Annotated in this window: 23 protein-coding genes and 1 pseudogene; 3 read left to right on the plus strand and 21 right to left on the minus strand. The window is 64.5% G+C overall.

The features are described 5' to 3' along the window. Positions 1-34: 34 nt before the first annotated feature. From atpA to mnmG, 10 genes are all read right to left on the minus strand, one after another. Positions 35-1,576 carry a F0F1 ATP synthase subunit alpha gene (atpA, locus tag BM115_RS24020; RefSeq protein ID WP_092300331.1) on the minus strand — a complete coding sequence of 514 codons (1,542 nt, stop codon included), beginning with the start codon at positions 1,574-1,576 and terminating at the stop codon, positions 35-37. Positions 1,577-1,615: 39 nt separating this feature from the next. Continuing rightward, positions 1,616-2,158, minus strand: a complete 543-nt coding sequence (locus BM115_RS24025; RefSeq protein ID WP_092300334.1) for a F0F1 ATP synthase subunit delta — start codon at positions 2,156-2,158, stop codon at positions 1,616-1,618. A gap of 2 nt (positions 2,159-2,160) precedes the next feature. Beyond that, positions 2,161-2,631, minus strand: coding sequence for a F0F1 ATP synthase subunit B (locus BM115_RS24030; protein ID WP_092300337.1), 471 nt, complete (start codon positions 2,629-2,631; stop codon positions 2,161-2,163). A gap of 105 nt (positions 2,632-2,736) precedes the next feature. Beyond that, complete coding sequence (atpE, locus tag BM115_RS24035; protein ID WP_092138471.1) at positions 2,737-3,003, minus strand: F0F1 ATP synthase subunit C; 267 nt, start codon at positions 3,001-3,003, stop codon at positions 2,737-2,739. Between the two features lie 63 nt (positions 3,004-3,066). Then, entirely contained in the window at positions 3,067-3,936 is an 870-nt protein-coding gene (gene atpB, locus BM115_RS24040) for a F0F1 ATP synthase subunit A (RefSeq protein ID WP_092300340.1), read from the minus strand. 267 nt (positions 3,937-4,203) lie between these two features. Further along, positions 4,204-4,752, minus strand: coding sequence for an ATP synthase subunit I (locus BM115_RS24045; protein WP_092300343.1), 549 nt, complete (start codon positions 4,750-4,752; stop codon positions 4,204-4,206). Positions 4,753-5,141: 389 nt separating this feature from the next. Continuing rightward, on the minus strand, positions 5,142-6,044 hold the full coding sequence (locus tag BM115_RS24050; protein ID WP_092300434.1) for a ParB/RepB/Spo0J family partition protein: 903 nt from the start codon (positions 6,042-6,044) through the stop codon (positions 5,142-5,144). Positions 6,045-6,076: 32 nt separating this feature from the next. Then, entirely contained in the window at positions 6,077-6,850 is a 774-nt protein-coding gene (locus BM115_RS24055; RefSeq protein ID WP_092300345.1) for a ParA family protein, read from the minus strand. 71 nt (positions 6,851-6,921) lie between these two features. Beyond that, the gene (gene rsmG, locus BM115_RS24060) at positions 6,922-7,632 is read right to left on the minus strand and encodes a 16S rRNA (guanine(527)-N(7))-methyltransferase RsmG (protein ID WP_092300348.1); all 711 of its coding nucleotides are present in this window, start codon (positions 7,630-7,632) and stop codon (positions 6,922-6,924) included. Beyond that, positions 7,633-9,588 (minus strand): tRNA uridine-5-carboxymethylaminomethyl(34) synthesis enzyme MnmG, encoded by a 1,956-nt coding sequence (mnmG, locus tag BM115_RS24065; RefSeq protein ID WP_092300351.1) that lies wholly within the window; start codon positions 9,586-9,588, stop codon positions 7,633-7,635. Positions 9,589-9,845: 257 nt separating this feature from the next. Between mnmG and BM115_RS24070 the strand changes: the two genes are divergently transcribed. Both BM115_RS24070 and BM115_RS24075 read left to right on the plus strand, forming a co-directional pair. After that, the gene (locus BM115_RS24070) at positions 9,846-10,301 is read left to right on the plus strand and encodes a penicillin-insensitive murein endopeptidase (RefSeq protein WP_092300354.1); all 456 of its coding nucleotides are present in this window, start codon (positions 9,846-9,848) and stop codon (positions 10,299-10,301) included. A 17-nt stretch (positions 10,302-10,318) separates the two neighbouring features. Then, positions 10,319-10,681 (plus strand): hypothetical protein, encoded by a 363-nt coding sequence (locus tag BM115_RS24075; RefSeq protein ID WP_092300357.1) that lies wholly within the window; start codon positions 10,319-10,321, stop codon positions 10,679-10,681. Positions 10,682-10,758: 77 nt separating this feature from the next. Here the strand turns inward: BM115_RS24075 and BM115_RS24080 are convergent, their stop codons facing one another. Together BM115_RS24080 and BM115_RS24085 are read right to left on the minus strand one after the other, a co-directional pair. Next, entirely contained in the window at positions 10,759-11,637 is an 879-nt protein-coding gene (locus BM115_RS24080; protein WP_092300360.1) for an N-formylglutamate amidohydrolase, read from the minus strand. A 3-nt stretch (positions 11,638-11,640) separates the two neighbouring features. Then, complete coding sequence (locus BM115_RS24085) at positions 11,641-12,642, minus strand: Bug family tripartite tricarboxylate transporter substrate binding protein (protein WP_092300363.1); 1,002 nt, start codon at positions 12,640-12,642, stop codon at positions 11,641-11,643. Between the two features lie 141 nt (positions 12,643-12,783). Here BM115_RS24085 and BM115_RS24090 point away from each other — a divergent pair, with 141 nt between their 5' ends. After that, positions 12,784-13,704 (plus strand): LysR substrate-binding domain-containing protein, encoded by a 921-nt coding sequence (locus tag BM115_RS24090; RefSeq protein WP_092300366.1) that lies wholly within the window; start codon positions 12,784-12,786, stop codon positions 13,702-13,704. A gap of 133 nt (positions 13,705-13,837) precedes the next feature. Here the strand turns inward: BM115_RS24090 and BM115_RS24095 are convergent, their stop codons facing one another. From BM115_RS24095 to BM115_RS24135, 9 genes and pseudogenes are all read right to left on the minus strand, one after another. Continuing rightward, a complete protein-coding gene (locus tag BM115_RS24095; RefSeq protein ID WP_092300369.1) occupies positions 13,838-14,581 on the minus strand; it encodes an ABC transporter ATP-binding protein in 744 nt (247 codons plus the stop codon). A 9-nt stretch (positions 14,582-14,590) separates the two neighbouring features. Further along, positions 14,591-16,345 carry a branched-chain amino acid ABC transporter ATP-binding protein/permease gene (locus BM115_RS24100; protein ID WP_255370969.1) on the minus strand — a complete coding sequence of 585 codons (1,755 nt, stop codon included), beginning with the start codon at positions 16,343-16,345 and terminating at the stop codon, positions 14,591-14,593. Positions 16,346-16,453: 108 nt separating this feature from the next. Then, positions 16,454-17,506 carry a branched-chain amino acid ABC transporter permease gene (locus BM115_RS24105; protein WP_092300375.1) on the minus strand — a complete coding sequence of 351 codons (1,053 nt, stop codon included), beginning with the start codon at positions 17,504-17,506 and terminating at the stop codon, positions 16,454-16,456. 195 nt (positions 17,507-17,701) lie between these two features. Next, on the minus strand, positions 17,702-18,853 hold the full coding sequence (locus BM115_RS24110; RefSeq protein ID WP_092300378.1) for an ABC transporter substrate-binding protein: 1,152 nt from the start codon (positions 18,851-18,853) through the stop codon (positions 17,702-17,704). Positions 18,854-19,202: 349 nt separating this feature from the next. Next, positions 19,203-19,814 carry a hypothetical protein gene (locus BM115_RS24115; RefSeq protein ID WP_255370966.1) on the minus strand — a complete coding sequence of 204 codons (612 nt, stop codon included), beginning with the start codon at positions 19,812-19,814 and terminating at the stop codon, positions 19,203-19,205. 194 nt (positions 19,815-20,008) lie between these two features. Continuing rightward, positions 20,009-21,043, minus strand: a complete 1,035-nt coding sequence (locus BM115_RS24120; protein WP_369823531.1) for a branched-chain amino acid ABC transporter permease — start codon at positions 21,041-21,043, stop codon at positions 20,009-20,011. Next, complete coding sequence (locus tag BM115_RS24125; RefSeq protein WP_092300384.1) at positions 21,043-21,927, minus strand: branched-chain amino acid ABC transporter permease; 885 nt, start codon at positions 21,925-21,927, stop codon at positions 21,043-21,045. Before BM115_RS24125 ends, BM115_RS24120 begins: the two co-directional genes overlap by 1 nt. A 65-nt stretch (positions 21,928-21,992) precedes the next feature. Further along, on the minus strand, positions 21,993-23,201 hold the full coding sequence (locus tag BM115_RS24130) for an ABC transporter substrate-binding protein (RefSeq protein WP_092300387.1): 1,209 nt from the start codon (positions 23,199-23,201) through the stop codon (positions 21,993-21,995). 91 nt (positions 23,202-23,292) lie between these two features. Next, positions 23,293-23,478 (minus strand): annotated as a pseudogene (locus tag BM115_RS24135) (ABC transporter ATP-binding protein); the annotation flags it as partial.

Consider the following 23,478-nt stretch of genomic DNA (forward strand, 5'->3'; position numbering starts at 1 on the left):
CCGGGCGCGCGGCACGATCCGTGGAATTACGCGGTTAGAACGCGGCGGACTTCCTGAAATCCTCGATCGCGGCACGCAGTGCGGCCTCGTCGTCCTTCGACAGATCCTTGGTATCTTCGATGCGGTTGACGAGATCGGCGAACTTGGTCTTCAGGTGGTCGTGGAGGCCCTTCTCGAACGGCAGGATGTCCTTCACGTCCACGTTGTCCAGGAAGCCATTGTTCGCGGCGTACAGCGACGCGGCCAGTTGCCACACTTGCAGCGGCTGGTACTGCGGCTGCTTCAGCAGTTCCGTCACGCGGCGGCCGCGCTCCAGCTGCTTGCGGGTGGCATCGTCCAGGTCCGAGGCGAACTGCGCGAACGCAGCCAGTTCACGGTACTGGGCCAGGTCGGTACGGATACCGCCGGACAGCTTCTTGATGACCTTGGTCTGGGCAGCACCACCGACGCGCGACACCGAGATACCGGCGTTGATAGCGGGGCGGATACCGGCGTTGAACAGGTCGGTTTCCAGGAAGATCTGGCCGTCGGTGATCGAGATCACGTTGGTCGGCACGAAGGCGGACACGTCGCCAGCCTGCGTTTCGATCACGGGCAGCGCGGTCAGCGAGCCGGTCTTGCCGGTCACGGCGCCGTTGGTGAACTTCGACACGTAGTCTTCGTTCACGCGGGCAGCACGCTCGAGCAGACGCGAGTGCAGGTAGAAGACGTCGCCGGGGTAGGCTTCGCGGCCCGGCGGGCGGCGCAGCAGCAGCGACACCTGGCGGTAGGCCCAGGCTTGCTTGGTCAGGTCGTCATAGACGATCAGTGCGTCTTCGCCGCGGTCGCGGAAGTACTCGCCCATCGTGCAGCCGGCGTAGGCGGCCAGGTACTGCATGGCGGCCGAGTCCGAAGCGGCAGCGGCCACGACGACGGTGTATTCCATCGCGCCGTGCTCTTCCAGCTTGCGCACCACGTTGGCGATCGTCGAAGCCTTCTGGCCGATTGCCACGTACACGCAGAAGACGCCCTTGCCCTTCTGGTTGATGATGGCGTCGACAGCCACGGCGGTCTTGCCGGTCTGGCGGTCGCCAATGATCAGCTCGCGCTGGCCACGGCCGATCGGCACCATCGCGTCGATCGACTTCAGGCCGGTCTGCACCGGCTGGCTCACCGACTGACGTGCGATCACGCCCGGGGCCACCTTCTCGATCACGTCCGTTTCCTTGGCGTTGATCGGGCCCTTGCCGTCGATCGGCTGGCCCAGCGTGTTCACCACGCGGCCCAGCAGTTCGCGTCCCACCGGCACTTCCAGAATGCGGCCGGTGCACTTCACCGTGTCGCCTTCGGAAATGTGTTCGTACTCACCCAGCACCACGGCGCCCACGGAGTCACGCTCCAGGTTCAGCGCCAGGCCAAAGGTGTTGCCGGGGAATTCCAGCATCTCGCCCTGCATCACGCCGGACAGGCCGTGCACGCGGCAGATACCATCGGTCACGGAGATCACCGTGCCGGTGTTGCGCACTTCAGCGTCGGCGCCAAGACCCGAGATGCGGGACTTGATCAGCTCGCTGATTTCTGAGGGGTTCAGTTGCATCACAATGCTCCTAATTCTTCAATCCGTCGGCCGTTGCGGTCAGGCGGTCAGCGCGGCTTGCATGGCGGCCAGGCGCGCGCGCACGGAGGTGTCGAGCACTTCGTCGCCGACCTTGACGCTCACGCCGCCGATCAGGGACGGGTCCACCGCCACCTGTGCGTACAGCTTGCGGCCGAACTTGCGTTCGAGTGCGGCGACCAGTTCGTTGACTTGCGAGGTCTCCAGCGGGAAAGCGCTGGTGATCTCGACGTCGGACGACCCCTCGCGGGCGTTCTTGAGCGCATGGAACTGTTCGGCGATTTCCGGCAGCACCGTCAGGCGGTGGTTCTCCGCCAGCAGGTTCACGAAGCGGCGTGCCTCGTCGTTGACCGGGCTCTTCAGCACCGACTGGAACACTTCCGCCAGCTTCTGGGCGGAAACGTTCGGATCGTCGGCAAGCGCCTTCATGTCGGGATTGGCAGCAACCTGCCCCATCTCCGACACCAGTTCGGACCATGCACCCAGGTTGCCTGCACCGGCTTCGCTCGCGACGCGGAACAGCGCCTCGGCGTAGGGACGGGCAATGGTTGCGGTTTCAGCCATGATTAGAGCTCAGCCTTGAGTTGATTGAGCAGGTCGGCGTGCACCTGCGCGTTCACTTCACGCTTGAGGATCTGCTCGGCGCCCTTCACGGCCAGCGTGGCGACCTGGTCGCGCAGCTGTTCGCGAGCGCGGGTCACTTGCTGATCCGCCTCGGCCTTGGCCTGGGCGATGATGCGTGCGGCTTCTGCCTGGGCGTTCTGCTTGATCTCGTCGGCCGTCAGCTGGGCGCGCTTCTCGGCGTCAGCGACGCGTTGAGCACCCTCGGTGCGGGCTTCGGCCATAGCCTGGTCCACACGCTTGTTAGCGAGTTCGAGCTCGGCCTTGCCTTTTTCGGCAGCGGCGAGGCCATCGGCGATCTTCTTTGCGCGTTCGTCGAGCGCCTTCACCAGCGGCGGCCAAATGAATTTGGCAACAACCCACCACAGGATGAAGAACACGACCATCTGCGCAAAAAACGTTGCGTTCAGATTCATGGTGTGTTCCTTTCGGTAATCAAACTACAGATAAATGCACAAGGGCGGCCAGGCCATCGGACTGAGGCCTGCGCCGCCCGTCAGCATCATGCAGACCGAAAAGACTTACTGAATGACAGCCAGCAGCGGGTTGGCGAAGGCGAACAGCATTGCAACACCCACGCCGATCAGGAATGCCGCGTCGATCAGGCCAGCCAGCAGGAACATCTTGGTTTGCAGCGGGTTCATCAGCTCGGGCTGACGTGCGCATGCCTCGATGTACTTACCGCCCATCAGGGCGATACCCAGGCAGGCACCGATGGCGCCCAGACCGATGATGATGCCGATGCCGATAGCGGTCAGACCCTGGATGTTGGCGAGATATGCTTGCATGATGACTCCTTTAAATTGAGAGAGACTTAGAACCAAAAAACCAAAAAACCAAAAACCTTGAAATCAGTGGTGATCGTGAGCCTGGCCGATGTACACCAGCGTCAGCATCATGAAAATGAATGCCTGCAGCAGCACGATCAGGATGTGGAAGATGGCCCAGACGGCGCCAGCAATCACGTGACCGACGAAGCCCAGCGCGGACAGGTCGCCGCTGAACGTCCAGATCGAACCCAGCAGCGCGATCAGCAGGAACACCAGTTCGCCGGCGTACATGTTGCCGAACAACCGCATGCCGAGCGAGACGGCCTTGGCCAGGTATTCGATGACGTTCAGGATCAGGTTGAACGGGGCCAGGTACCACTTGGCGCCGAACGGGGCCGAGAACAGCTCGTGCATGAAGCCGCCCACGCCCTTGATCTTGAAGCTGTAGTAGATCATCAGCACCAGCACGGCACAGGACATGCCCAGCGTGCCGTTCAGGTCGGCAGTGGCCACGGCGCGGTGGTGCGGCAGGTGGATGTGGAACACGCCCAGCAGGTGGTTCAGGCCGGTGACCCAGTCCACGGGGATCAAGTCGATCGCGTTCATCACGGTGATCCAGCAGAACACCATCAGCGCCAGCGGGGCGATCCACGAGCGGTCGCCGTGGATGATGCCCTTGGCCTGGTCGTCCACCATCTCGACGATCATTTCCACGAAGGCCTGGAAGCGGCCCGGCACGCCAGGCGTCACGCGGCGCGCGGCGGCGTAGAGGAACGAGAGTGCGAGCACGCCGCACAGGACGGACCAGAACACCGTGTCATAGTTGATGACACTGAAATCGACCACGGAATGCTGCTTCCCGCCGATCGAATTCAAGTTCTGCAAATGTTCGGCGATATAGCCTGAGGGTGTGAGCGTATGCCCTGCGCCTTGCGTAGCTTCTGCTGACATGTCGTTGCGAACCGTATATTGCGAAATGGATAGGTACTGGCCCCCGCTCTGGCGGAAGCCCGGTACGCGTCTTGCATGGCCTTCGGTCACGTGACCGGTCACCGCCAGGCAAGCCGCCTCGTTGTTCTGGGCAAACCTTGCTCACGCGGCACTGGCCCCTTCGTGGGCCCGCCGCGCGTGAAACTGAAACCTCTTGATATTCCGGAGGGGTGCCTCATTTGAATCGGCAGCCGACCCTTGCATCCGGCCACCGCTTCAGGAATCCACTCAGCGAATCGCGAGTGCCACCCAATATGTCTTCAGCGCCAACAGGAACGTGACCAGCATCGGTACCCAGCGCAGATCGCGGTACAGCACCACCACCAGCACGAACAGTGCGACGGTGCCGAAGACCTTGATCGCCTCGCCGGCCACCAGGCCGCCGACCGACGGCTGCCCGCGCGACATCCACAGGCGCAGCGCGAAGAAACCGCTCGGCACGAAACACACCGTGCCGCCAAAGAACGCCGACCAGCCCGACGCCGCCTGCTCCTGCGCGAACACCGCCCAGGCCAAGGCCGACAGCAGCGTCACAACAACCTGCGCCATCACCACCCTGGCTGGTGTCATCCGCGACGGGCGCAGCGCACGCTCGCCCAGCAGCGTCACCGCATCGGCACGCGATAGCGGATCGACAGCCTGTTCTTCATTCGCGCCATCATCGCCCCAGTCATCATCCCGATCGCTCCAGTCGTCGTAACGACGAGCGGTATTCGGTTGATCCGGAGACGCTGCACGGTCCAGCGAAGGGTCTTGCTGTCGGTCTCGTACCACCACCTGCCTAGCCTCGTTCCAGGCCGGAACTTTTCGGGTCCGGCCAGAATTCAAACCGCACGATTCTACGGGGAATCCACGAGACGAGTCAATCTGCTTTCAGTTAGCTTGCAGCATGTTGCGCACAACGGTTGCTATCACGCCTCCATGATGGCTGGCGGGATATTGCGCGGCAATGACGCAAGACGTAATTGGATTGCGCGCGCAACGGGCCGCATGATGGCGATTTGACCTGCGCGCGAGCGGTGCACCCTGCCCTTCGACGGTGCAAGCCGTTCGGTTATCGCGCAGATTGTGGGAAGCGCCGCGACGGACATCGCGGCATTGTCGCAACAGGCCGACAACCGCGTGCCTCCGGGGCACAAAGCGGTTGCCGTAACGCGCGGATGACGCTAGGCCACGCGCTGGCCATCCGCAGGCTCGCGCAGGCGGGTGAGCACGCCGTCGAGGGCGTCGTTACTGGTGAAGTGGATCGTCAGCTGACCCTTGCCGCGCGCGCCGAGCTTGATCTGCACGGCCAGGCCCAGCGTATCGGACAATTCTTCTTCCAGGCGCGCCACGTCACGCGTGCCGTTGCCGGTCTTCTGCTTGAGCGACTTGAGGTCGAACGGCTTGAGCGTCGACGTGACCAGCTTCTCGGTCTCGCGCACCGACAACCGCTTGTTGACGATCTGGTTGGCGAGCGTGATCTGGTTGGCGCCGTCGACGGCCAGCAGCGCGCGCGCGTGACCCATGTCGAGATCGCCCGCCATCAGCATCGTCTGCACGGGATTGGCCAGGTTCAGCAGGCGCAGCAGGTTCGACACCGCGCTGCGCGAGCGGCCGACCGACTCGGCGGCCTGCTCGTGCGTGAACTGGAATTCGCGGATCAGCCGCATGATGCCCTGCGCTTCCTCGAGCGGGTTCAGGTCTTCACGCTGGATGTTCTCGATCAGCGCCATCGCGGCGGCGGCCTCGTCGGCCACGTCCTTCACGAGCACCGGCACCTTGTCCAGGCCCGCGATCTTCGAGGCGCGGAAGCGGCGTTCACCAGCGATGATCTCGTAGCGGTCCGGCTCGGCCACACGGCGCACGAGGATCGGCTGCATCAGCCCCTGCGCGCGGATGCTCGCGGCCAACTCCTGCAGCGCACCCTCGTCCATGCGCGTGCGCGGCTGGTACTTGCCCGGCTGCAGCTGTTCCAGGCGCAGCACGGTGGGCGCGCCCTCCTGCTTCGCGGTCTCGACGATCTCGGCGGGGCCGCCCAGCAGTGCCTCCAGTCCACGGCCGAGGCCCTTCTTCTTCGCGGTACTCATGGTCGCCATCCTTCTATCCTAATCCGCGACGCTCAACCGAGCTGCCGCACGCGCGCGATCATCTCCGCGCCGAAATCGAGATACGCCTTGGCGCCCTTCGACGCGGCGTCGAACGCCACGCCCGGCATGCCATAGGACGGAGCCTCGGCCAGCCGCACGTTGCGCGGAATCACGGTCTTGAACACCTTGTCGCCGAAGTGGGCCTCCAGCTGCGCCGACACCTGCTGCTGCAGCGTCACGCGCGGGTCGAACATCACGCGCAGCAGGCCGATCACCTTCAGCTCGCGGTTCAGGTTCGCGTGGACCTGCTTGATCGTGTTGACGAGGTCCGAGAGGCCCTCCAGCGCGAAGTACTCGCACTGCATCGGCACGATCACGCCGTGCGCGGCGCAGAGGCCGTTCAGCGTCAGCAGGGACAGCGACGGCGGGCAGTCGATCAGCACGAAGTCGTACTCGCCATCCACCTCGGCCAGCGCCTGCTTGAGCCGGCGCTCACGCTGGTCCAACTCGACGAGTTCCACCTCGGCACCGGCCAGTTCGCGGTTGGCGGGCACCACGTCGTAGCGGCCGGACTCGGAACGCTGGCGCGCCTGCTGCACCGTCGACAGCCCCACGAGCACCTGGTACACGCTGTGTTCGAGCGACTGCTTGTCGATGCCGGAGCCCATCGAGGCATTGCCCTGCGGATCGAGGTCCACCAGCAACACGCGCTGCCCCTGCGCAGCCAGCCCGGCGGCCAGATTCACCGTGGTGGTGGTCTTGCCCACACCGCCCTTCTGGTTGGCGATCACGAATACCTTGGCCATAGGCGCTTGCTGCTCCTCAGTGCTTACCGCCGGCGCGAGGCCGGTTTGTGCTGAATTGTTCACATTATCGTTCATGACCGGCGCGACAGCACCACGAGGTGCCGTTCCGCATCCAGTTCCGGCACCGTCAGCTTCGGTACCGCCTCCACCTGCCACGTCGCCATCAGTCCAGCAGCTTCCATGCGATCGATCTCCGCCTGTGGATAAATACCCTTCATCGCGATCAGCTTCCCGCCCGGCGCCAGCAATTGGCCAGACAGGCTCACGAAATCGGTCAACTCCGCGAACGCCCGCGACGTGATCACGGCATAGCCGCTGGCGTCCTCGAGCTTCTCCACCGGGCCCCAATGCGCGGCGGCGTTGGACAGCCCAAGCTGCGCGCGGCACTGTGTCAGGAACGCGGTCTTCTTCTGGACGATGTCGACCATCAGCACGGACACGTCCGGACAGGCAATCGCCAACGGCAGCCCGGGCATGCCGCCGCCGGAGCCGACGTCGAGCACCCTGCCTTGGGCCGGCTCGGCCACATCCGTGGCGCGCGCGGCTTCCGCCAACGCGGGGACGGCCGTCAGCGAATCGAGCAGATGGTGCGTGAGCATCTCGTCAGGATGACGGATGGCGGTGAGGTTGTAGACGCTGTTCCACTTGCGCAGCAGCGTCAGGTAGGCGAACAGCGTGTCGATCTGGGCCGGCGCCAGTGTCAGGCCGATGGCCGCCAACCCGGCTTCCAGGCGGCGGCGTTGCGCGGCGTCGTCGATCGCGGGGTGTCGGGGGCCGCCCACTCAGGCAGCCTCCTGGCCGTTGCCGGCCGGCGCGGCAGCGGACGCACCGCGCCCCATGCCCTTCTTCTTGAGGTGTACCAACAGCAGCGAGATCGCGGCCGGCGTGACGCCCGAGATCCGCGACGCCTGCCCGAGCGTTTCCGGACGATGCTGGTTCAGCTTCTGGCTGACCTCGAAGCCCAGCCCGCGCACCTCGGTGTAGTCGAAATTAGGCGGCAGCTTTGTCGCCTCGTTGGCTTCCAGCTTGTCCACCTCGGCGGCCTGGCGGGCGATGTACCCGTGGTACTTCACGCCGATCTCGATCTGCTCGCGGATCTGCTCGGCCAGCATCGGGTCTGCATCGAGCACCCCTTCCGGCGCATGACGGCCATCCTGCATCGCCATCAGTGCCTCATAGGTGACCTCGGGGCGCCGCAGCAGATCAGCCAGCGAATACTCGCGCTCGATGGCCTTGCCGAGCAGCGGCACGGCGTCGGCTTCCGGCAGCAGCGTCGGGTTGACCCACGTGCTCTTCAGGCGCTCTGTTTCACGTGAAACAGCGTCGCGCTTTCGATTGAAAGCGTCCCAGCGGGCATCATCGACTACGCCCAGTTCGCGCCCCATCTCGGTCAGGCGCATGTCCGCGTTGTCTTCACGCAGGCTCAGACGGAATTCGGCGCGGCTCGTGAACATCCGGTACGGCTCGGTCACGCCACGCGTGATCAGGTCATCGACCAGCACGCCGAGGTAGGCTTGGTCCCGGCGCGGCGTCCAGGCATCGCGCTCGCGCACAAAGCAGCCCGCGTTGATACCAGCCAGCAGGCCCTGCGCGGCGGCTTCCTCGTACCCGGTCGTGCCGTTGATCTGGCCGGCGAAGAACAGCCCCTGGATCGCCTTGCTCTCCAGCGACGCCTTCAGCGCGCGCGGATCGAAATAGTCATATTCGATTGCGTAGCCCGGGCGCAGGATGTGCGCGTTCTCCATCCCGCGAATCGAATGAACCAGATCGAGCTGCACGTCGAACGGCAGGCTCGTGGAGATGCCATTCGGATAGAACTCGGTCGTCGTCAGCCCTTCCGGCTCGAGGAAGATCTGGTGGCTTTCCTTGCTCGAAAAGCGATGGATCTTGTCCTCGATGCTCGGGCAGTAACGCGGCCCTACCCCTTCGATCACACCGGTGTACATCGGCGAGCGGTCCAGGCCGCCGCGAATGATGTCGTGGGTACGGCTGTTGGTATGCGTGATCCAGCACGGAAGCTGCTGCGGATGCTGCTCCGGACGGCCCAGGAAGGAGAACACCGGCACCGGATCGAGATCGCCCGGCTGCTCTTCCATCACCGAAAAGTCGATGGTGCGCCCGTCGATACGAGGCGGCGTGCCGGTCTTGAGCCGGCCCTGCGGCAGCTTCAATTCCTTCAGACGTGCCGACAAGGAGACCGCCGCCGGATCGCCGGCACGCCCACCCGTGTAGTTATCCAGCCCGACGTGGATCTTGCCATCGAGGAACGTCCCCGCCGTCAGCACCACAGCCCGCGCCCGGAAGGCGATGCCAACTTGGGTCATGGCGCCAACCACGCGGTCGCCCTCCACCATCAGGTCATCGACGGCCTGCTGGAACAGCATCAGGTTCGGCTGGTTCTCCAGCCGCGTCCGAATCGCCTTGCGATACAGCACACGGTCCGCCTGGGCACGCGTGGCACGGACGGCCGGACCCTTGCTGGAGTTGAGGATGCGGAACTGGATACCGGACTCGTCCGTGGCCGCCGCCATTGCGCCGCCCATGGCATCCACTTCCTTGACCAGATGCCCCTTGCCGATGCCCCCGATCGACGGATTGCAGCTCATCTGACCCAACGTCTCGATGTTATGGCTCAACAGCAGCGTCTGGCAGCCCATGCGGGCGGCGGCAAGCGCGGCTTCGGTGCCGGCGTGACCACCACCGACGACAATGACATCGAACTCTTTCGGGTAAAGCATGGGACACCTCCTCCGGGAGGCTGGGCGGAAAAATTCAGGATGCCGAATTATAGCGGCAATCCCATGAGGGACTTTGGTCGGACACCATGTTTCACGTGAAACATGGCGGGTGCGGTACATGGTGGGAGGAAGTGTTTCACGTGGAACACAATCTGTGATCTCCGCCACGCACGTCATTTGTGACGTATTTGATGCATTTTTTGCGTCGCAACATGACTCGGCGCATGATCTTGGACTCACCAGACAGGAGTTCAGTCATGAATTTCCAGGATTCACGGGGTCTTCACATGCTGCCGCAGGCGCCAGAGGAAGCGTCGTACTACACCTATGGAACGCCCAGCGCGGGCCTGGGGCAATACGCGCATCCGAATATGCTGTCGTTCTTGTTCAACCTTGAGTTCAAATGGGGCCGGCACGATGATCGGAAGCTGGGATTCGGGAACATTAGTCTCGCCGACAGCACCTATTTCGAAGGCCACAAATCGCATAGGGATGGGCTGGATATCGACATTCGGCCCGTCCGTAAGGACGGGAAACACATGCCAGTCGAATACCAGCAAGCGGCCTATGATCGCGCCGCCACACGCCGACTCGTCGAGCTCATTTGGCAATGCGGACACGTGGATTATGTGTACTTTAACGACCTCACAATCCCACGGGTCGTCCGGAAGCCGTTCCACGATAACCATCTGCACGTTCGTGTCCGAGGATAAGGACAATGAGATATCAAATGGCTATAGTCCTGGTCGCCACATTGCTGGGCGTGGCGGCAGTGAGCGCTGCAGCTTCGGCATGGGAGTACGAGTTTCGTCCAGCAAAAGTGGAGTACGTTGTATATGGCGGCTATCTTGGCGACACGATCCCGCCCAGCAAAGGCGACAGTAAGATTTCCTTTTTGATCTCGGGTAGCGCCGCCCGAGAGATGTTCAACGCCCTTGGGCCGGACCGGCCTGATGCATGCGGTGCGGACGCCTCGACTCGCGTGAGGGAAAAAAGAGAAATTTCTTGTCTACGATACTCTGCCAAGGAATACGTGTGCTACGTCGGTTTCGACTTGAAAACCGGCAAAAGCATCGGCGGCGTCATCTGTTAAGCCCCCAAAGAAAAAGCCCCGCTTCCGCGGGGCCCTTCCCTCTCCGATGTTTCACGTGAAACATCACCGTACCGCTTTCAAAGCTTCCCGCGGATATACGTGGCGATGCTCGCCGACAGCAATCCCAAATCCCGCTGGAGGGTCACGAAACCCGCATTGGGTACCTTGGTTGCCTCATCCATATAGAGCGGGCGGCGGATCTCGATCTGGAGGCTATTGCGGCGCTCGGCGGGGCGGCCGATTTGGGCGATGAGCTGCACACCCTTGTACGGGTCGTTGCGGGCTACGGTGTAGCCCATCTTCCGCAGTTCCCGCTCCACGAGGTTGACGAGGCCGGGCTCGCATGTGGTGCCGTCCCGGTCGCCCAGTACGAAGTCCGCCAGCGGGTGCGGGCTCTGGATCTTGAGCCGCTCGTAGGCGTTGTTCGGCATCGAGTGCAGGTTCAAGTGCCACACCGCGCCGAAGCGGCTGTAAGCGGCCTCCACCGCCGACGACAGCACCGCGTGGTACGGCCGGTAATAGCGGTCGATCCGTGTCTGCACTTCCGCTACGGACAGCTTGCGGTCATAGATCGGGGTATTCGCATCCAGCCTGCGCCAGACCAGCCCGTAGCCGAGGCGCGTCTTCTCGCCCGGGGCCAGCGTGGTCGGCCAGGGGCCGTCGAGCAGGTCCGGGTCGAGGTCGTCGAGCATCCGGTTCGGGTCGATATAGACGCGGGGGAAAGTGGCCGCGACCAGCGTCCCGCCGACCTCGGGCACGGCTTCCCACAGCGTGTCGATGTGGGTGTCCTCCCCGCCTCGCAGCCGCGCCAGTGGCACCACCGCGCGGAAGTCGTCCGGATAGAACACGCCGCTGTGCGGAGAATCGCAAACCAGCGGCAGCGGATCACCCTGGGGGCCGGCCAGCGAGAACGGGCCAATCGGGGCGTCGCCCTGTACAGCTTCGAAGGTCGTCATCGCTCAGTCCAGCTTGATGTTGGCAGCCTTGGCCACGCGGGCATAGCGGGCCATGGCCTGCTGGATCTGCGCCTTGAACTGGTCAGGCGTGGTCGGGACCAACGTACCGCCGGACTCCTCGACCTTGCGCTTGAACTCGGGGTTCTGCATGGCCTTGTGGATGGCGGCGTTGAGCTTGTCGACGATGGCCGGCGGCGTGCCGGCCGGTGCGACGATGCCGAACCAGCCGCCATCGCCCATGTCCTTGAAGCCGAGCTCGTTATAGGTCGGCACATTCGGCAACTGCGACGAGCGTGCCGCGCCCAGCACCGCCAGCGCGCGCAGGCGGCCCGATTTCACGTGGGGCAGCGTGGACGACAGGTTGTCGGTGATCGCATTGACCTGCCCTGCCACGGCGTCATTGAGCGCAAGCCCGGCGCCCTTGTACGGCACGTGCAGCAGGTCGATCTTGGCCAGCATCATGAAGTTCTCGATGTTGACGTGCCCCAGCGAGCCCGCACCGGGCGACGCGAACGTGTACTTGCCCGGGTTGGCCTTGGCCAGCGCGATGAACTCCTGCATCGTCTTGGCCGGCACGCTCGGGTGGACGGCGAACACACTCGGGATGGCAATCACGTTGGTGACCGGCGCAAAGTCCTTGATCGGGTCATAGCCGAGCTTCGGGTAGACGGCCGGGTTCGAGCCGTGCGTGCTCACAGTGGCCATGCCGATCGTGTAGCCGTCCGGCGCCGAGCGCGCCACCTGCTCCATGCCGATGGAGCCGCCCGCCCCACCCTTGTTGTCCACGACGATGGTCTGGCCCAGCTCCCGGCCGGCGAATTCGGCCACCAGGCGTGCCGACAGATCGGTGGAACCGCCCGCCGCGAACGGCACGACAAGCCGGATCGGCTTGTTCGGATAGCTGCCTTGCGCGATGGCGTGGCCGCTGACGGTGGCGCCCAACGTGGCGGCCATGGCGATGCCGGTCAGCAGGAACTGGCGTCGCGGGGAACGGGCTCGGGTCATGGGATCAAACTCCTCTTTATCGTTCTCGATGGGGATACCGAGCGTCGAGTGTCGGGAGTTTACCGGTCGCGCACAAACGACTATATTGCACGGTTGCATTACCAAAGCTCATCCTAACCAAGCGCCCCCGCGCCCTGCCCCATGCGGCTCCGTTCCCCGTCGATGTCCGAGTTGCACGCGTTCGCCACGGCGGCGCGGCTGGGCAGTTTCACGCGCGCGGCGGAGACGCTCTGCGTGACCCAGGGCGCCATCAGCCGGGCCATCGCGCGCCTGGAAGAACACTTCGGCCAGCCGCTGGTCCATCGCAACGCACATCGGCTGACGCTCACCGAGGCGGGACGAATCTATCTTGAGGCCGTGGCTGGCCCACTGGCCGCCATCGAAGCCGCCAGCGCGGCGATGCTGCAACGGGATCAGGCCCGGCAGCACCACCTCACGCTGTCAGCCGTCCCCACGCTGGCGAGCGTCTGGCTCGTGCCGCGCCTGCCCGACTTTCACCGCCGACACCCCGACATCCGGCTCGACTTCGTGCCCTATCGCCGCAACGAGGATCTCTCCGGGCCGTCGCCCGATGCGGCGCTGCTCGCCGGCGTGGCCGACAAGTGGCCGGGTCTGCAAGTCGACTATGTGATTGGCCGCGAGATGGTGCCGATCTGCCACCCCGCACGGGCCCACGCACGGCGCGCGGCGGGAAGATGGCAGCACCCCGCCGATCTGCTCCAGGAACCGCTGCTGTTCCACACCACGGCGCCCGCCAATTGGCAGCACTGGCTCGAAGCAGCGGGCGTACCCAGTGCTGCGCCCCGACTGGCCACCGGCTTCGATCAGGTGTCGATCCTCGTCCAGGCAGTGAAGGCGGACATGGGCGTGGCGGTGCTCCAGCGCTGCCTGGTGCGCGACGAAATCGCCGCCGGCGCAGTGGTCGCACCTTTCGATCTGCCGATCCGGCTGCAGCGTGGATACTTCCTCTGCGCCCCGAAGGAGCGGCGCGACCATGTGGCGCTGAATTGCTTCCGCGCATGGCTGTTGGAGGTGGCGAAGGAGGATGAACTGGATAGATGAGATTTCCTAAGCCAAGGGAAAAAACATCCATCCCGCCCATCTACTCCAGCCTGATATTCCCTGCACAAATAAAAAAGCCGGCTCAACGCCGGCTTTCATTCATCCAGGTAACCAACCGTACCTACTTCGTACACTAGGCCGCCTTCTTCGCCAGCCCCAGGTACGTTTCGATCACCTTCGGATTGCTAGCCAACTCGGAAGCCGGCCCTTCCATCGCCATGTCGCCGGTCTCGATCACATAGGCATAGTCGGCCACCTGCAACGCGGCGCGCGCGTTCTGCTCGATCAGCAGCGTCGCTACGCCGGTCTCGCGCAGGTTGTGGATGATGTGGAAGATCTCCTTGACGATCAGCGGCGCCAGCCCAAGGCTGGGCTCGTCGAGCATCAGCAGTTGCGGCTTGGCCATCAGCGCGCGGCCCACCGCCAGCATCTGGCGCTCGCCGCCTGACAGCGTGCCGGCGTCCTGCTTCGCCCGCTCTTTCAGCCGGGGAAACAGCCCGTAGACCACCTCCATCTGATCGAGGTAATTGCGCTCGCCGGCCTTCTTGCGACGGAACGCGCCCAGTTGCAGGTTGTCCTCCACCGTCATCGACGCGAACAACTCGCGCTTCTCCGGCACCAGGCACATGCCGCGCGCGACGCGCCCCTCCACCGGAATGCCCGCCATGTCATGGCCGAGGTAGCGCACCGCGCCGTTCGACGATCCACTCACCGGCAGCGCGCCCATGATCGCGTTGAGCATCGTGGACTTGCCCGCGCCATTCGGACCGATCACGGTCACGATCTTCCCGGCCTCCACCTTCAGGCTGGCGCCATGCACCGCCTCGACCTTGCCGTAGCGAACATGCAGGTCATCGACTTCCAGAATCAGATTCATCTCATATCCTCACTCGACGCCGCCCAGATAGGCTTCCAACACAGCCGGATTCTTCTGGACCTCCTCCGGCACGCCCTCGGCGATGCGCGTCCCGAACTCCATCACCACGAGGCGATCGGTCAGGTTCATCACGAAGTCCATGTCATGCTCGACCAACAACACGCTCATGCCCTCGCCCTTCAGCTTCTTCAGCAGCTCGGCCAGCGCCTGCTTCTCCTTGTAACGCAGGCCGGCCGCTGGCTCGTCCAGCAGCAGCAGCGCCGGGTCGCAGCACAGCGCACGCGCGATCTCCAGAATGCGTTGCTGGCCCAGCGCGAGGCTGCCGGCTTCCATATACATGCAGTCGGCCAGCCCCACGCGCTCGAGCTGCCGGCGCGCTTCGAACAGCAGCTTCTGCTCCTCGGCCTGATTCATGCGGAGAATCGCCGCCGCCACGCCGCCCTGGGGGCGGAAATCGCCGCGCAGGTGCGCGCCGATGGCTACGTTTTCGAGGACCGTCATCGTCGGCAGCAGGTGCACGTGCTGGAAGGTCCGGCCCACGCCGCGCTTGACGATCTCGCGCGACGGCAAGCCCGAAATCACCTCACCGCGGTACCGCACCTCGCCCCGCGTCAGCGGCAGCACGCCCGTGACGAGATTGAACGTGGTGGACTTGCCGGCGCCGTTCGGCCCGATCAGCCCGATAATCTCGCCGGCGCGCACCTGGAAGCTCACGTCGTTCACGGCCACCAACCCGCCGAACTGCTTGCGCGCCGCACGCACGTCGAGGATCAGCTCGCCGGCCTCGGGCTTCTGGCGCACCGGCAGCGGCTGGGCATCGTCAGGCGCCGTCACCGGTGGCCCCGACGGGAACAGCCGGCGCAAGAACGGCCAGATGCCGTCGCTCGCGTATTGCAGCAGCAGCACCATCAGCACACCGAAGACAATGATCTCGAAATTGCCCGTGGAGCCGAGCAGCTTCGGCAGCAGCCCCTGCAGCACGTCCTTGAGGATGGTCAGGATGCCCGCGCCGAGCACCGCGCCCCATACGTGGCCCACGCCGCCCACCACGGCCATGAACAGGTACTCGATGCCGTAGTTGAGCCCGAACGGCGTCGGGTTCACGGCGCGCTGGAGGTGCGCGTAGAGGAAGCCCGACACGCAGGCCAGCACCGCCGCCACGACGAAGATCACCACCTTCATCCAGGCGGTGTTCACGCCCATCGCCTCGGCCATCGTGCCGCCGCCCTTGAGCGCACGGATGGCACGGCCCGGCCGCGAGTTCAGCAGGTTCTGCATGGCCAGCACGGCGAGCAGCACCACCACCCAGATCAGATAGAACATCGAGCGCCCGGACTGCAGCGACACACCGACGAACGACAGCACCGGCACGCCATTCAGGCCGTCGTACTTGCCCAGGAATTCAAGGTTGCCAAACAGGAAGAACAGCGAGAGCCCCCAGGCGATCGTCGCCAGCGGCAGGTAGTGGCCCGACATCCGCATGGTGATCAGCCCGATCACGTAGGCGCAGGCCATCGTGATGCCCAGCCCCACCAGCAGCCCGAACCACGGCGACAGGCCGAACTGCGTCGTCAGGTAGGCCGTGCTGTAGGCGCCCAGGCCCACGAACGCCGCCTGCCCGAACGAGGTCATGCCGCCGACGCCCGTCAGCAGCACCAGCCCGATCGCCACGATGCTATAGAGACCGATGTAGTTGCCGAGCGTGATCCAGAACTCGGGCGTCGGCAGCACAGGCAGCAAGGCCAGCACGACGACGAACAACATCGTGAAAATACGATTGCGCGTGGCGGCTGGGGTGCGCGCCTTCGTGCGAGGGTGGATGATCTCCACCGGCTTGTCGGCCACGGGCTTCTCGGTCAGCAGTGTCATGGCTTACTCCTCTTCCTCGACATGCTTGCTGGTCAGCGAGCGCCACAACAGCACCGGGATAATCAAGGTAAATACGATGACCTCCTTGAACGCGCTGGCCCAGAAGGACGAATAGGATTCGAGCAGGCCGACGAGGATCGCGCCGAGCGCGGCCACCGGATAGCTGACCAGCCCGCCGACGATGGCGCCCACGAAGCCCTTCAGGCCCACGAGGAAGCCGGACTCGTAGTACACCGTGGTCAGCGGCGCGATCAGGATGCCGCACAGCGCGCCCATCGCCGCCGCCAGCGTGAACGACAACCGCCCCGCCTGCGTGGTGCCGATGCCGACCAGCCGCGCGCCGAGCCTGTTCACGGCCGTGGCACGCAGCGCCTTGCCCTGGAGCGTGCGCTCGAAATAGAAGTACAGCGCGCCGATCAGCAGCGCCGACACGCCCACCACCCACAGGCTCTGGCCCGAGACGCTCAAGGTGCCGATGTCGAAGCGCGCATCGGAGAACGCGCTGGTACGCGAGCCCTCGGCGCCGAACATCACCAGACCCAGCCCCACGAGCGCGAAGTGGACCCCCACGGAGACGATCAGCAGCACCAGCGTGCTGGCTTCGGCCAGCGGCTGGTACGCCAGCCGGTACAGCATCGGCCCGAGCGGAATCACGATCAGCAGCGTCAGGGCGATCTGCGCGAGCATCGGCAGCGGCTGCCCGCCGTACTGCTGCACGACAAGGTGAACGGCCAGCGGAAACACGACGTACTTGCCGGCCAGCACGGCCAGCCGGCGCGGGGCGGTGCGGCGCAGTTCGGCACTGCGCAGCACGGTCACGCACTCGTAGAGGAACGTCAGCACGCCCATCGCCAGCAGCAGCCACGTGGTCTGCGGCGCGTGGCCGGCCTGCATCGCGGCGAGCGTCAGGGCGCCATACGCCACGAACTCGCCCTGGGGGATGAAGATGACGCGCGTCACCGAGAACACCAGCACCAGTGCCAGTGCCAGCAGCGCGTAGATGGCGCCGGAGGTGATGCCGTCCTGCGCCAGGATGGCCGCAATCGAGAGGTCCATTGTCTCCCCGTGTCTGGGAACGTGTCGTGGAAGGAGGTGCGGCGTTACCAGCTTGGCGGCGCCGCCCTCCTGAACAGGGTCATGCGGGCATCATCACAGGATCCGGCGGACAAAAAAAGGGCGCATGGATCGCCATGCGCCCTTTTTTGCCTCGTGACTCCGCGACTTGCTCCGTACCGCCGGTCGAATGCCGGCTTACTTCGTTTGCAGCTTCCACTTGCCATCCACGATCTGCACCATCACGCGCGCGCGCTGGTCCATGCCGAGGTGGTCGGTGGGGCTCATGGTGATGATGCCGTGCGAGACGGGCAGGTTCTTGGTCTGCTCCAGGGCGTCGCGCAGTGCCTTGCGGAATTCCTTGGTGCCGGGCTGGCCCTTCTTGAGCGCCTCCGGGATCGCGTTCTGCAGCAGCAGGCCGGCGTCCCAGGCGTGGCCGCCGAAGGTCGACACCTGGCCGCCGAAGGCCTTCTCGTAGGCGGTCTTGTAGGTCACCGCCGGCTTCTTCACCGGATTGCTGTCGGGCAGCTGCTCGGCTACCAGCAGCGGACCAGCCGGCAGGAACGTGCCCTCGCAGTCCTTGCCGCAGACGCGCAGGAAGTCGGGGTTGGCCACGCCGTGGGTCTGGTAGATCTTGCCCTTGTAGCCGCGCTCCTTGAGCGTCTTGGCCGGCAGCGCGGCCGGCGTACCCGAACCAGCGATCAGCACCGCATCGGCGTTGGCGCCCATCATCTTGAGCACCTGACCCGTCACCGAGTTGTCGGTGCGCGCAAAGCGCTCGTTGGCCACGACCTTGATCTTGCGCATCTCCGCCACCTTGGCGAATTCCTGCGCCCAGCTTTCGCCGTAGGCATCCGCGAAGCCGATGAATGCCACCGTCTTCACGTTGTTGTTCGTCATGTGCTCCGCAATGGCAGTGGCCATGTGCGAGTCGTTTTGCGGCGTCTTGAAGACCCAGGCGCGCTTGGCGTCCATCGGCTCGATGATGCGGGCCGAGGCGGCCATCGAGATCATCGGCGTCTCGCTCTCGGCGGCGATGTCGACCATGGCGAGCGAGTTCGGCGTAACCGTGGAGCCCACCACCACGTCGACCTTGTCCTCGCTGATGAGCTTGCGGGTGTTCTTGACGGCAGTGGTGGTGTCGGTGGCGTCGTCGAGCACGAAGTACTCGATCTTCTTGCCCGCGATCTCCTTGGGCAGCAGCGTGAACGTGTTCTTCTCGGGAATGCCGAGCGAAGCGGCAGGCCCGGTGGCCGATACGGTGACCCCCACCTTGACCTGGGCACTGGCCGCCCCGGCGAACAGGCTGGCGGCGGCAAGGGCCATCACGCTGGCGCGCTTGAATGTCATCTCGTCTCCTTCGGTTCCAAAAAAGGAAAAAGGCATCCGCCGGATTCCGGCCGGCGGATGCCCTCAGTTCTTGGTTTGGCCCGTTTTTCGGGCTCTATGGCCGGCGCAGCGCTGGCACCAGCGTCAATGTCGGGAACTTCGAAGACCGTCCCTTTTGATTTTCCCGTCCTGCGCGGTTTACCCCCGGATTGCGCAGTTGCATTCCCCGACCGTGCGGTCGGGAATGCGAATCGAGTCTAACACAGCGATTTCGTACGAAAAGGCGGGATTAACCCGCAGCGGCGCGGGCGCAACAGTCAGGGTCGGCCGGGAAAGCCGGCCAGTAGCGGGATTGGGGTCGATGCCGAGGTCAGCCGAGCTGCTTGGGCGTCGGCACGAGGCTGCGGTGCAGGAGCCCGTCGGCCCCGGGGGCGAAGCCGCGCGGCGCGGCTGCGGGATCGGCCAGCAAGCCGGGCGCCAGCCACACCTGCCGGATACCATGCGCGCGGCACCAGTCGGCCAGCACGTCACAGCAGGCGGCGAGGGACGCCGTCGAAGCCGCCGGATCGTCCAGATCGGCCGGCCCCCACCACTCCGCCGCCAGCGCAACGCGGCCTCCGGTGGACAAGCTGTGGATAAGTGTCACCGGTAGCAGACCATGCACCGTGTTGGGGCTCGCCTCGCCGCCCGGGTTTCCGGCATCGGCGATGGCGCCATCGATAAGACAAAGCCCCTGCGCACCCTGCGCCAGGAGTGCTTCCAGCGACAGCCTGCGGGCGCGGGCCTCGGGTACGGCAAGCGGCGCGCGGGCCATCAGCCAGGCGTCGATCAAAGCGGCGTCGGCAGGGGTGCCGACCCGCACGAGCCCTTGTGGGCGCGAGGAATGCGGGGATGGGTGATCCATGGACAGGAAGGACGGTCGGGAGATAAGCCTGGCGCGCCAGCGGGCGCTACAAATCAAAAAGGCGCTGCCAAGGATCACCTGGCAACGCCTTTTCATTGTATTGGCTGCTGCTACCCGACACCGGGTGCGCGCCTGTCGTCTCCTCGCTTCCGCCTCCATTTAACCTGCGAAAACCGTATATGCAATGTAACGAAGCGGTGCGTATGAAACAAGCTAGCAGAAACCCTAGCCCCAAAAGCGGGCATGTCGGCCTGTCATCACTCGCACTTTTACTACTTTTTGCGACTCGTCAGCGCGATCAGCTCGCCCATGATGCCCCGGCGGAACGTCAGCACGCAGATCACGAAGATGATGCCGGTGACCATCGTCACCGACTCGCCGAGCGCGTTGAACCAGGAGATGCCGGTCAGGTGCGCCAGGAACGAACCGATGTCGCCAAGCTTGTTTTCGAGCGCCACCACCACGAAGGCGCCGACGATCGGGCCAGACAGCGTGCCCAGGCCGCCCACCAGCGTCATCAGGATCACCGAGCCGGACATCGACCAGTGCACGTCGGTCAGCGTGCCGAAGCCCAGTACCAGCGCCTTGATCGAACCCGCCAGCCCGGACAGCGCGGCCGAGATCACGAAGGCGAGCAGCTTGAAGCGATCGACATCGTATCCAAGCGAAATCGCGCGCGGCTCGTTCTCCTTGATGGCCTTGAGAATCTGGCCGAACGGCGAGTGCACGGTGCGTACGATCAGCGCGAACGCGGCGACGATGATGGCCAGCGCCACGTAGTACAGCGTGATGTCCTCGGAGAGCGAGAGCACGCCGAACAGCTTGCCGCGCGGAATGCCCTGCAGGCCATCCTCGCCGCCCGTGAACGGCGCCTGCAGGCAGATGAAGAACAGCATCTGCGCCAGCGCCAGCGTGATCATCGAGAAATAGATGCCTTGCCGTCGGATGGCCAGCGAGCCGACCACGTAGCCGATGCCGGCCCCGGTCAGCGTGCCGAGGATCAGGCCCACTTCCGGCGTCACGCCCCAGACCTTCATCGCATGGCCGGCCGCGTAGCCGGCGCCGCCGAAGAAGGCCGCGTGGCCAAACGAGAGCAGCCCGGTGAAGCCGATCAGCAGATTGAACGCGCAGGCGAACAGCGCGAAGCACATCACCTTGAGCACGAACACCGGGTAGGCGCCCGCCATCGGGGCCACGATCAGCCCCAGCAGCAGCAAGCCGTAAAGCACCTTCTTCTGCACACCCACTCCGTTCCTGACGGTTCCGGTGCTCACAGGCACCGCGGTTTGTCCGGTTTGTCCGCTCATCACTTCTCCCTCCCGAACAGGCCAGCCGGGCGCAGCAGCAGCACGATCACCATGATGAAGAACACCACGGTGGCCGATGCCTCAGGATAGAACACCTTGGTCAGGCCCTCGATCACGCCGAGGCCCAGGCCGGTGAGGATGGAACCCATGATCGACCCCATGCCGCCGATCACCACCACGGCGAACACAACGATGATCAGGTTCTGGCCCATCAGCGGCGACACCTGGATCACCGGCGCCGCCAGCACGCCCGCGAAGGCCGCCAGCGCCACGCCGAAGCCGTAGGTCAGCGTCACCATCAGCGGCACGTTGACGCCGAAGGCTTCCACCATCTTGGGGTTCTCGGTACCTGCCCGCAGGTAGGCACCGAGCTTGGTCTTTTCGATCACGAACCACGTGGCGAAGCAGACCACCAGCGAGGCGACCACGACCCAGGCGCGGTAGTTCGGCAGGATCATGAAGCCGAGGTCGGTGGCGCCCTGCAGCGCGTCGGGCGGCGAGTACGGCAGGCCGGAGACGCCGTAGATCGAGCGGAACACGCCTTCGATCACCAGCGTGATGCCCAGCGTCAGCAGCAGCCCGTAGATATGGTCGAGCTTGTAGATCCAGCGCAGCATCGACTTTTCGATGATCACGCCGAGCACGCCGACGATGATCGGCGAGAGCGCCAGCATGACCCAGTAATTGAGCCCGGCGTACTCCATGCCCGCCCAGGCGAGCAGCGCGCCGAGCATGAACAGCGCGCCGTGTGCGAAGTTGATGACGTTTAGCAGGCCGAAAATCACGGCCAGCCCGAGGCTCAGCATCGCGTAGAAAGCGCCATTGACCAGCCCCAGCAGCAACTGGGACAGCATGGCGGGTAGAGGAATTCCGAATATGTCCATTGGCGTCGAGTGCCTGAGTGTCTATCCCCTCCCCCGCCAGCGGGAGAGGGGCGCAAAACCAATGCTTACTTCTTCAACATTGCGCACTTCGACTCGGCAACCGTCGTGAAGGCCTGGTCACCCGGGATCGTTGCCACGACCTTCAGGTAGTCCCAAGGCTTCTTCGATTCCGCCGGCGCCTTCACCTGCATCAGGTACATGTCGTGGATGTTGCGGCCGTCGGCGCGGATCTGCCCCTTGTTGTAGAAGTCGTTGATCTTCATCTTCTTCAGCTCGGCCATCACCTTGTCCGGATCGTCGGTCTTGGCCGTCTCCACCGCCTTCAGGTAGGTGCTGACCGCCGAGTAGTCGGCTGCCTGCAAGCTGCTCGGCATCTTCTTCATCTTGCCGAAGTAGCGATTCGCCCACTTGCGGGTGTCGTCGTTCATGTCCCAGTACCAGCTGTCGGTCATCAGCAGGCCCTCGGTGTTCTTCAGGCCCAAGCTATGCACGTCATTGATGAACATGAGCAGACCAGCGATCTTCATATTCTTCGTGATACCGAATTCCTTGGCCGCCTTGATCGAGTTGATCGTGTCGCCACCGGCGTTGGCCAGGCCCAGGATCTGCGCCTTGGACGATTGCGCCTGGAGCAGGAACGAAGAGAAGTCCGATGCCGACAGCGGATGGCGCACGGAGCCAACCACCGTGCCGCCATTGGCCTTGACCACGGCGGCGGTGTCGGTCTCGAGCGAGTGGCCGAAGGCGTAGTCGGCGGTCAGGAAGAACCACGACTTGCCGCCCTGCTTCACCACCGCGCTGCCGGTGCCCTTGGCCAGCGCTACCGTGTCATACGCGTAGTGCACCGTGTACGGCGAGCACTCCTCGTTGGTCAGGCGGGCCGTGCCGGCGCCGTTGTTGATATAGACGCGCTTCTTCTCGGACGCCACCTTGTTCATGGCCAGCGCCGTGCCGGAGTTGGTGCCGCCCAGCAGCATGTCCAGGCCCTGCTGGTCCATCCACTCGCGCGCCTTCGAGGCGGCGATGTCGGCCTTGTTCTGGTGATCGGCGGACATCAGCTCGATCGGCTTGCCCAGCACCTTGCCGCCATGGTCCTCGATGGCCATCTTCACCGCTTCCAGGCCGCCCGGGCCGTCGATGTCGGCGTACAGGCCCGACAGGTCGGTGATATAGCCAATCTTCACGGTGTCGCCCGACACCTGCGCCGATGCCCCCGTGGACACCGCGCCCAGAACAGTCGCCGCCACAGCCACGGCCAGCCGAGTCATCTTCATGTTTTGTCTCCTGAGTTTCGGCAGCGTGCTCACGCCACCCGTTCCTGCCACCATCAATCGAGTAACCCGCACGCACGAGGGCGCGCGCGGATCAGACCCCAAGCAGTTCGTTCAGCACCGGCATCTTGGCCTGCAGTTCGGCGGCGGCGAAGCGCTCGACGATCTGCCCGTGCTCCATCACGTAGAAGCGGTCGGCCAGCGGCGCGGCGAAGCGGAAGTTCTGCTCCACCATCACCACCGTGTAGCCCTTCTTCTTCAGCATCAGGATCATGCGCGC

The organism is Cupriavidus sp. OV096, from assembly GCF_900115455.1.
In the GTDB taxonomy this organism is placed as follows: domain Bacteria; phylum Pseudomonadota; class Gammaproteobacteria; order Burkholderiales; family Burkholderiaceae; genus Cupriavidus.

Excerpts from the sequence above, each read along its gene's own strand:
- BM115_RS24100 (WP_255370969.1), bottom strand. The coding sequence starts at position 16,345 with ATGTTGTTCGTCGTCGTGCTGGCCTTGCTGCCTGTGCTGCCGACGCCC.
- mnmG (WP_092300351.1), bottom strand. The coding sequence starts at position 9,588 with ATGCTTTACCCGAAAGAGTTCGATGTCATTGTCGTCGGTGGTGGTCAC.
- BM115_RS24105 (WP_092300375.1), bottom strand. The coding sequence starts at position 17,506 with ATGGACCTCTCGATTGCGGCCATCCTGGCGCAGGACGGCATCACCTCC.
- BM115_RS24050 (WP_092300434.1), bottom strand. The coding sequence starts at position 6,044 with ATGAGTACCGCGAAGAAGAAGGGCCTCGGCCGTGGACTGGAGGCACTG.
- atpE (WP_092138471.1), bottom strand. The coding sequence starts at position 3,003 with ATGCAAGCATATCTCGCCAACATCCAGGGTCTGACCGCTATCGGCATC.
- BM115_RS24080 (WP_092300360.1), bottom strand. The coding sequence starts at position 11,637 with ATGACGACCTTCGAAGCTGTACAGGGCGACGCCCCGATTGGCCCGTTC.
- BM115_RS24055 (WP_092300345.1), bottom strand. The coding sequence starts at position 6,850 with ATGGCCAAGGTATTCGTGATCGCCAACCAGAAGGGCGGTGTGGGCAAG.
- BM115_RS24120 (WP_369823531.1), bottom strand. The coding sequence starts at position 21,043 with ATGAGCGGACAAACCGGACAAACCGCGGTGCCTGTGAGCACCGGAACC.
- BM115_RS24130 (WP_092300387.1), bottom strand. The coding sequence starts at position 23,201 with ATGAAGATGACTCGGCTGGCCGTGGCTGTGGCGGCGACTGTTCTGGGC.
- BM115_RS24125 (WP_092300384.1), bottom strand. The coding sequence starts at position 21,927 with ATGGACATATTCGGAATTCCTCTACCCGCCATGCTGTCCCAGTTGCTG.
- BM115_RS24030 (WP_092300337.1), bottom strand. The coding sequence starts at position 2,631 with ATGAATCTGAACGCAACGTTTTTTGCGCAGATGGTCGTGTTCTTCATC.
- BM115_RS24070 (WP_092300354.1), top strand. The coding sequence starts at position 9,846 with ATGAATTTCCAGGATTCACGGGGTCTTCACATGCTGCCGCAGGCGCCA.
- BM115_RS24090 (WP_092300366.1), top strand. The coding sequence starts at position 12,784 with ATGCGGCTCCGTTCCCCGTCGATGTCCGAGTTGCACGCGTTCGCCACG.
- BM115_RS24110 (WP_092300378.1), bottom strand. The coding sequence starts at position 18,853 with ATGACATTCAAGCGCGCCAGCGTGATGGCCCTTGCCGCCGCCAGCCTG.
- BM115_RS24025 (WP_092300334.1), bottom strand. The coding sequence starts at position 2,158 with ATGGCTGAAACCGCAACCATTGCCCGTCCCTACGCCGAGGCGCTGTTC.
- atpA (WP_092300331.1), bottom strand. The coding sequence starts at position 1,576 with ATGCAACTGAACCCCTCAGAAATCAGCGAGCTGATCAAGTCCCGCATC.
- BM115_RS24075 (WP_092300357.1), top strand. The coding sequence starts at position 10,319 with ATGGCTATAGTCCTGGTCGCCACATTGCTGGGCGTGGCGGCAGTGAGC.
- BM115_RS24095 (WP_092300369.1), bottom strand. The coding sequence starts at position 14,581 with ATGAATCTGATTCTGGAAGTCGATGACCTGCATGTTCGCTACGGCAAG.
- BM115_RS24085 (WP_092300363.1), bottom strand. The coding sequence starts at position 12,642 with ATGACCCGAGCCCGTTCCCCGCGACGCCAGTTCCTGCTGACCGGCATC.
- atpB (WP_092300340.1), bottom strand. The coding sequence starts at position 3,936 with ATGTCAGCAGAAGCTACGCAAGGCGCAGGGCATACGCTCACACCCTCA.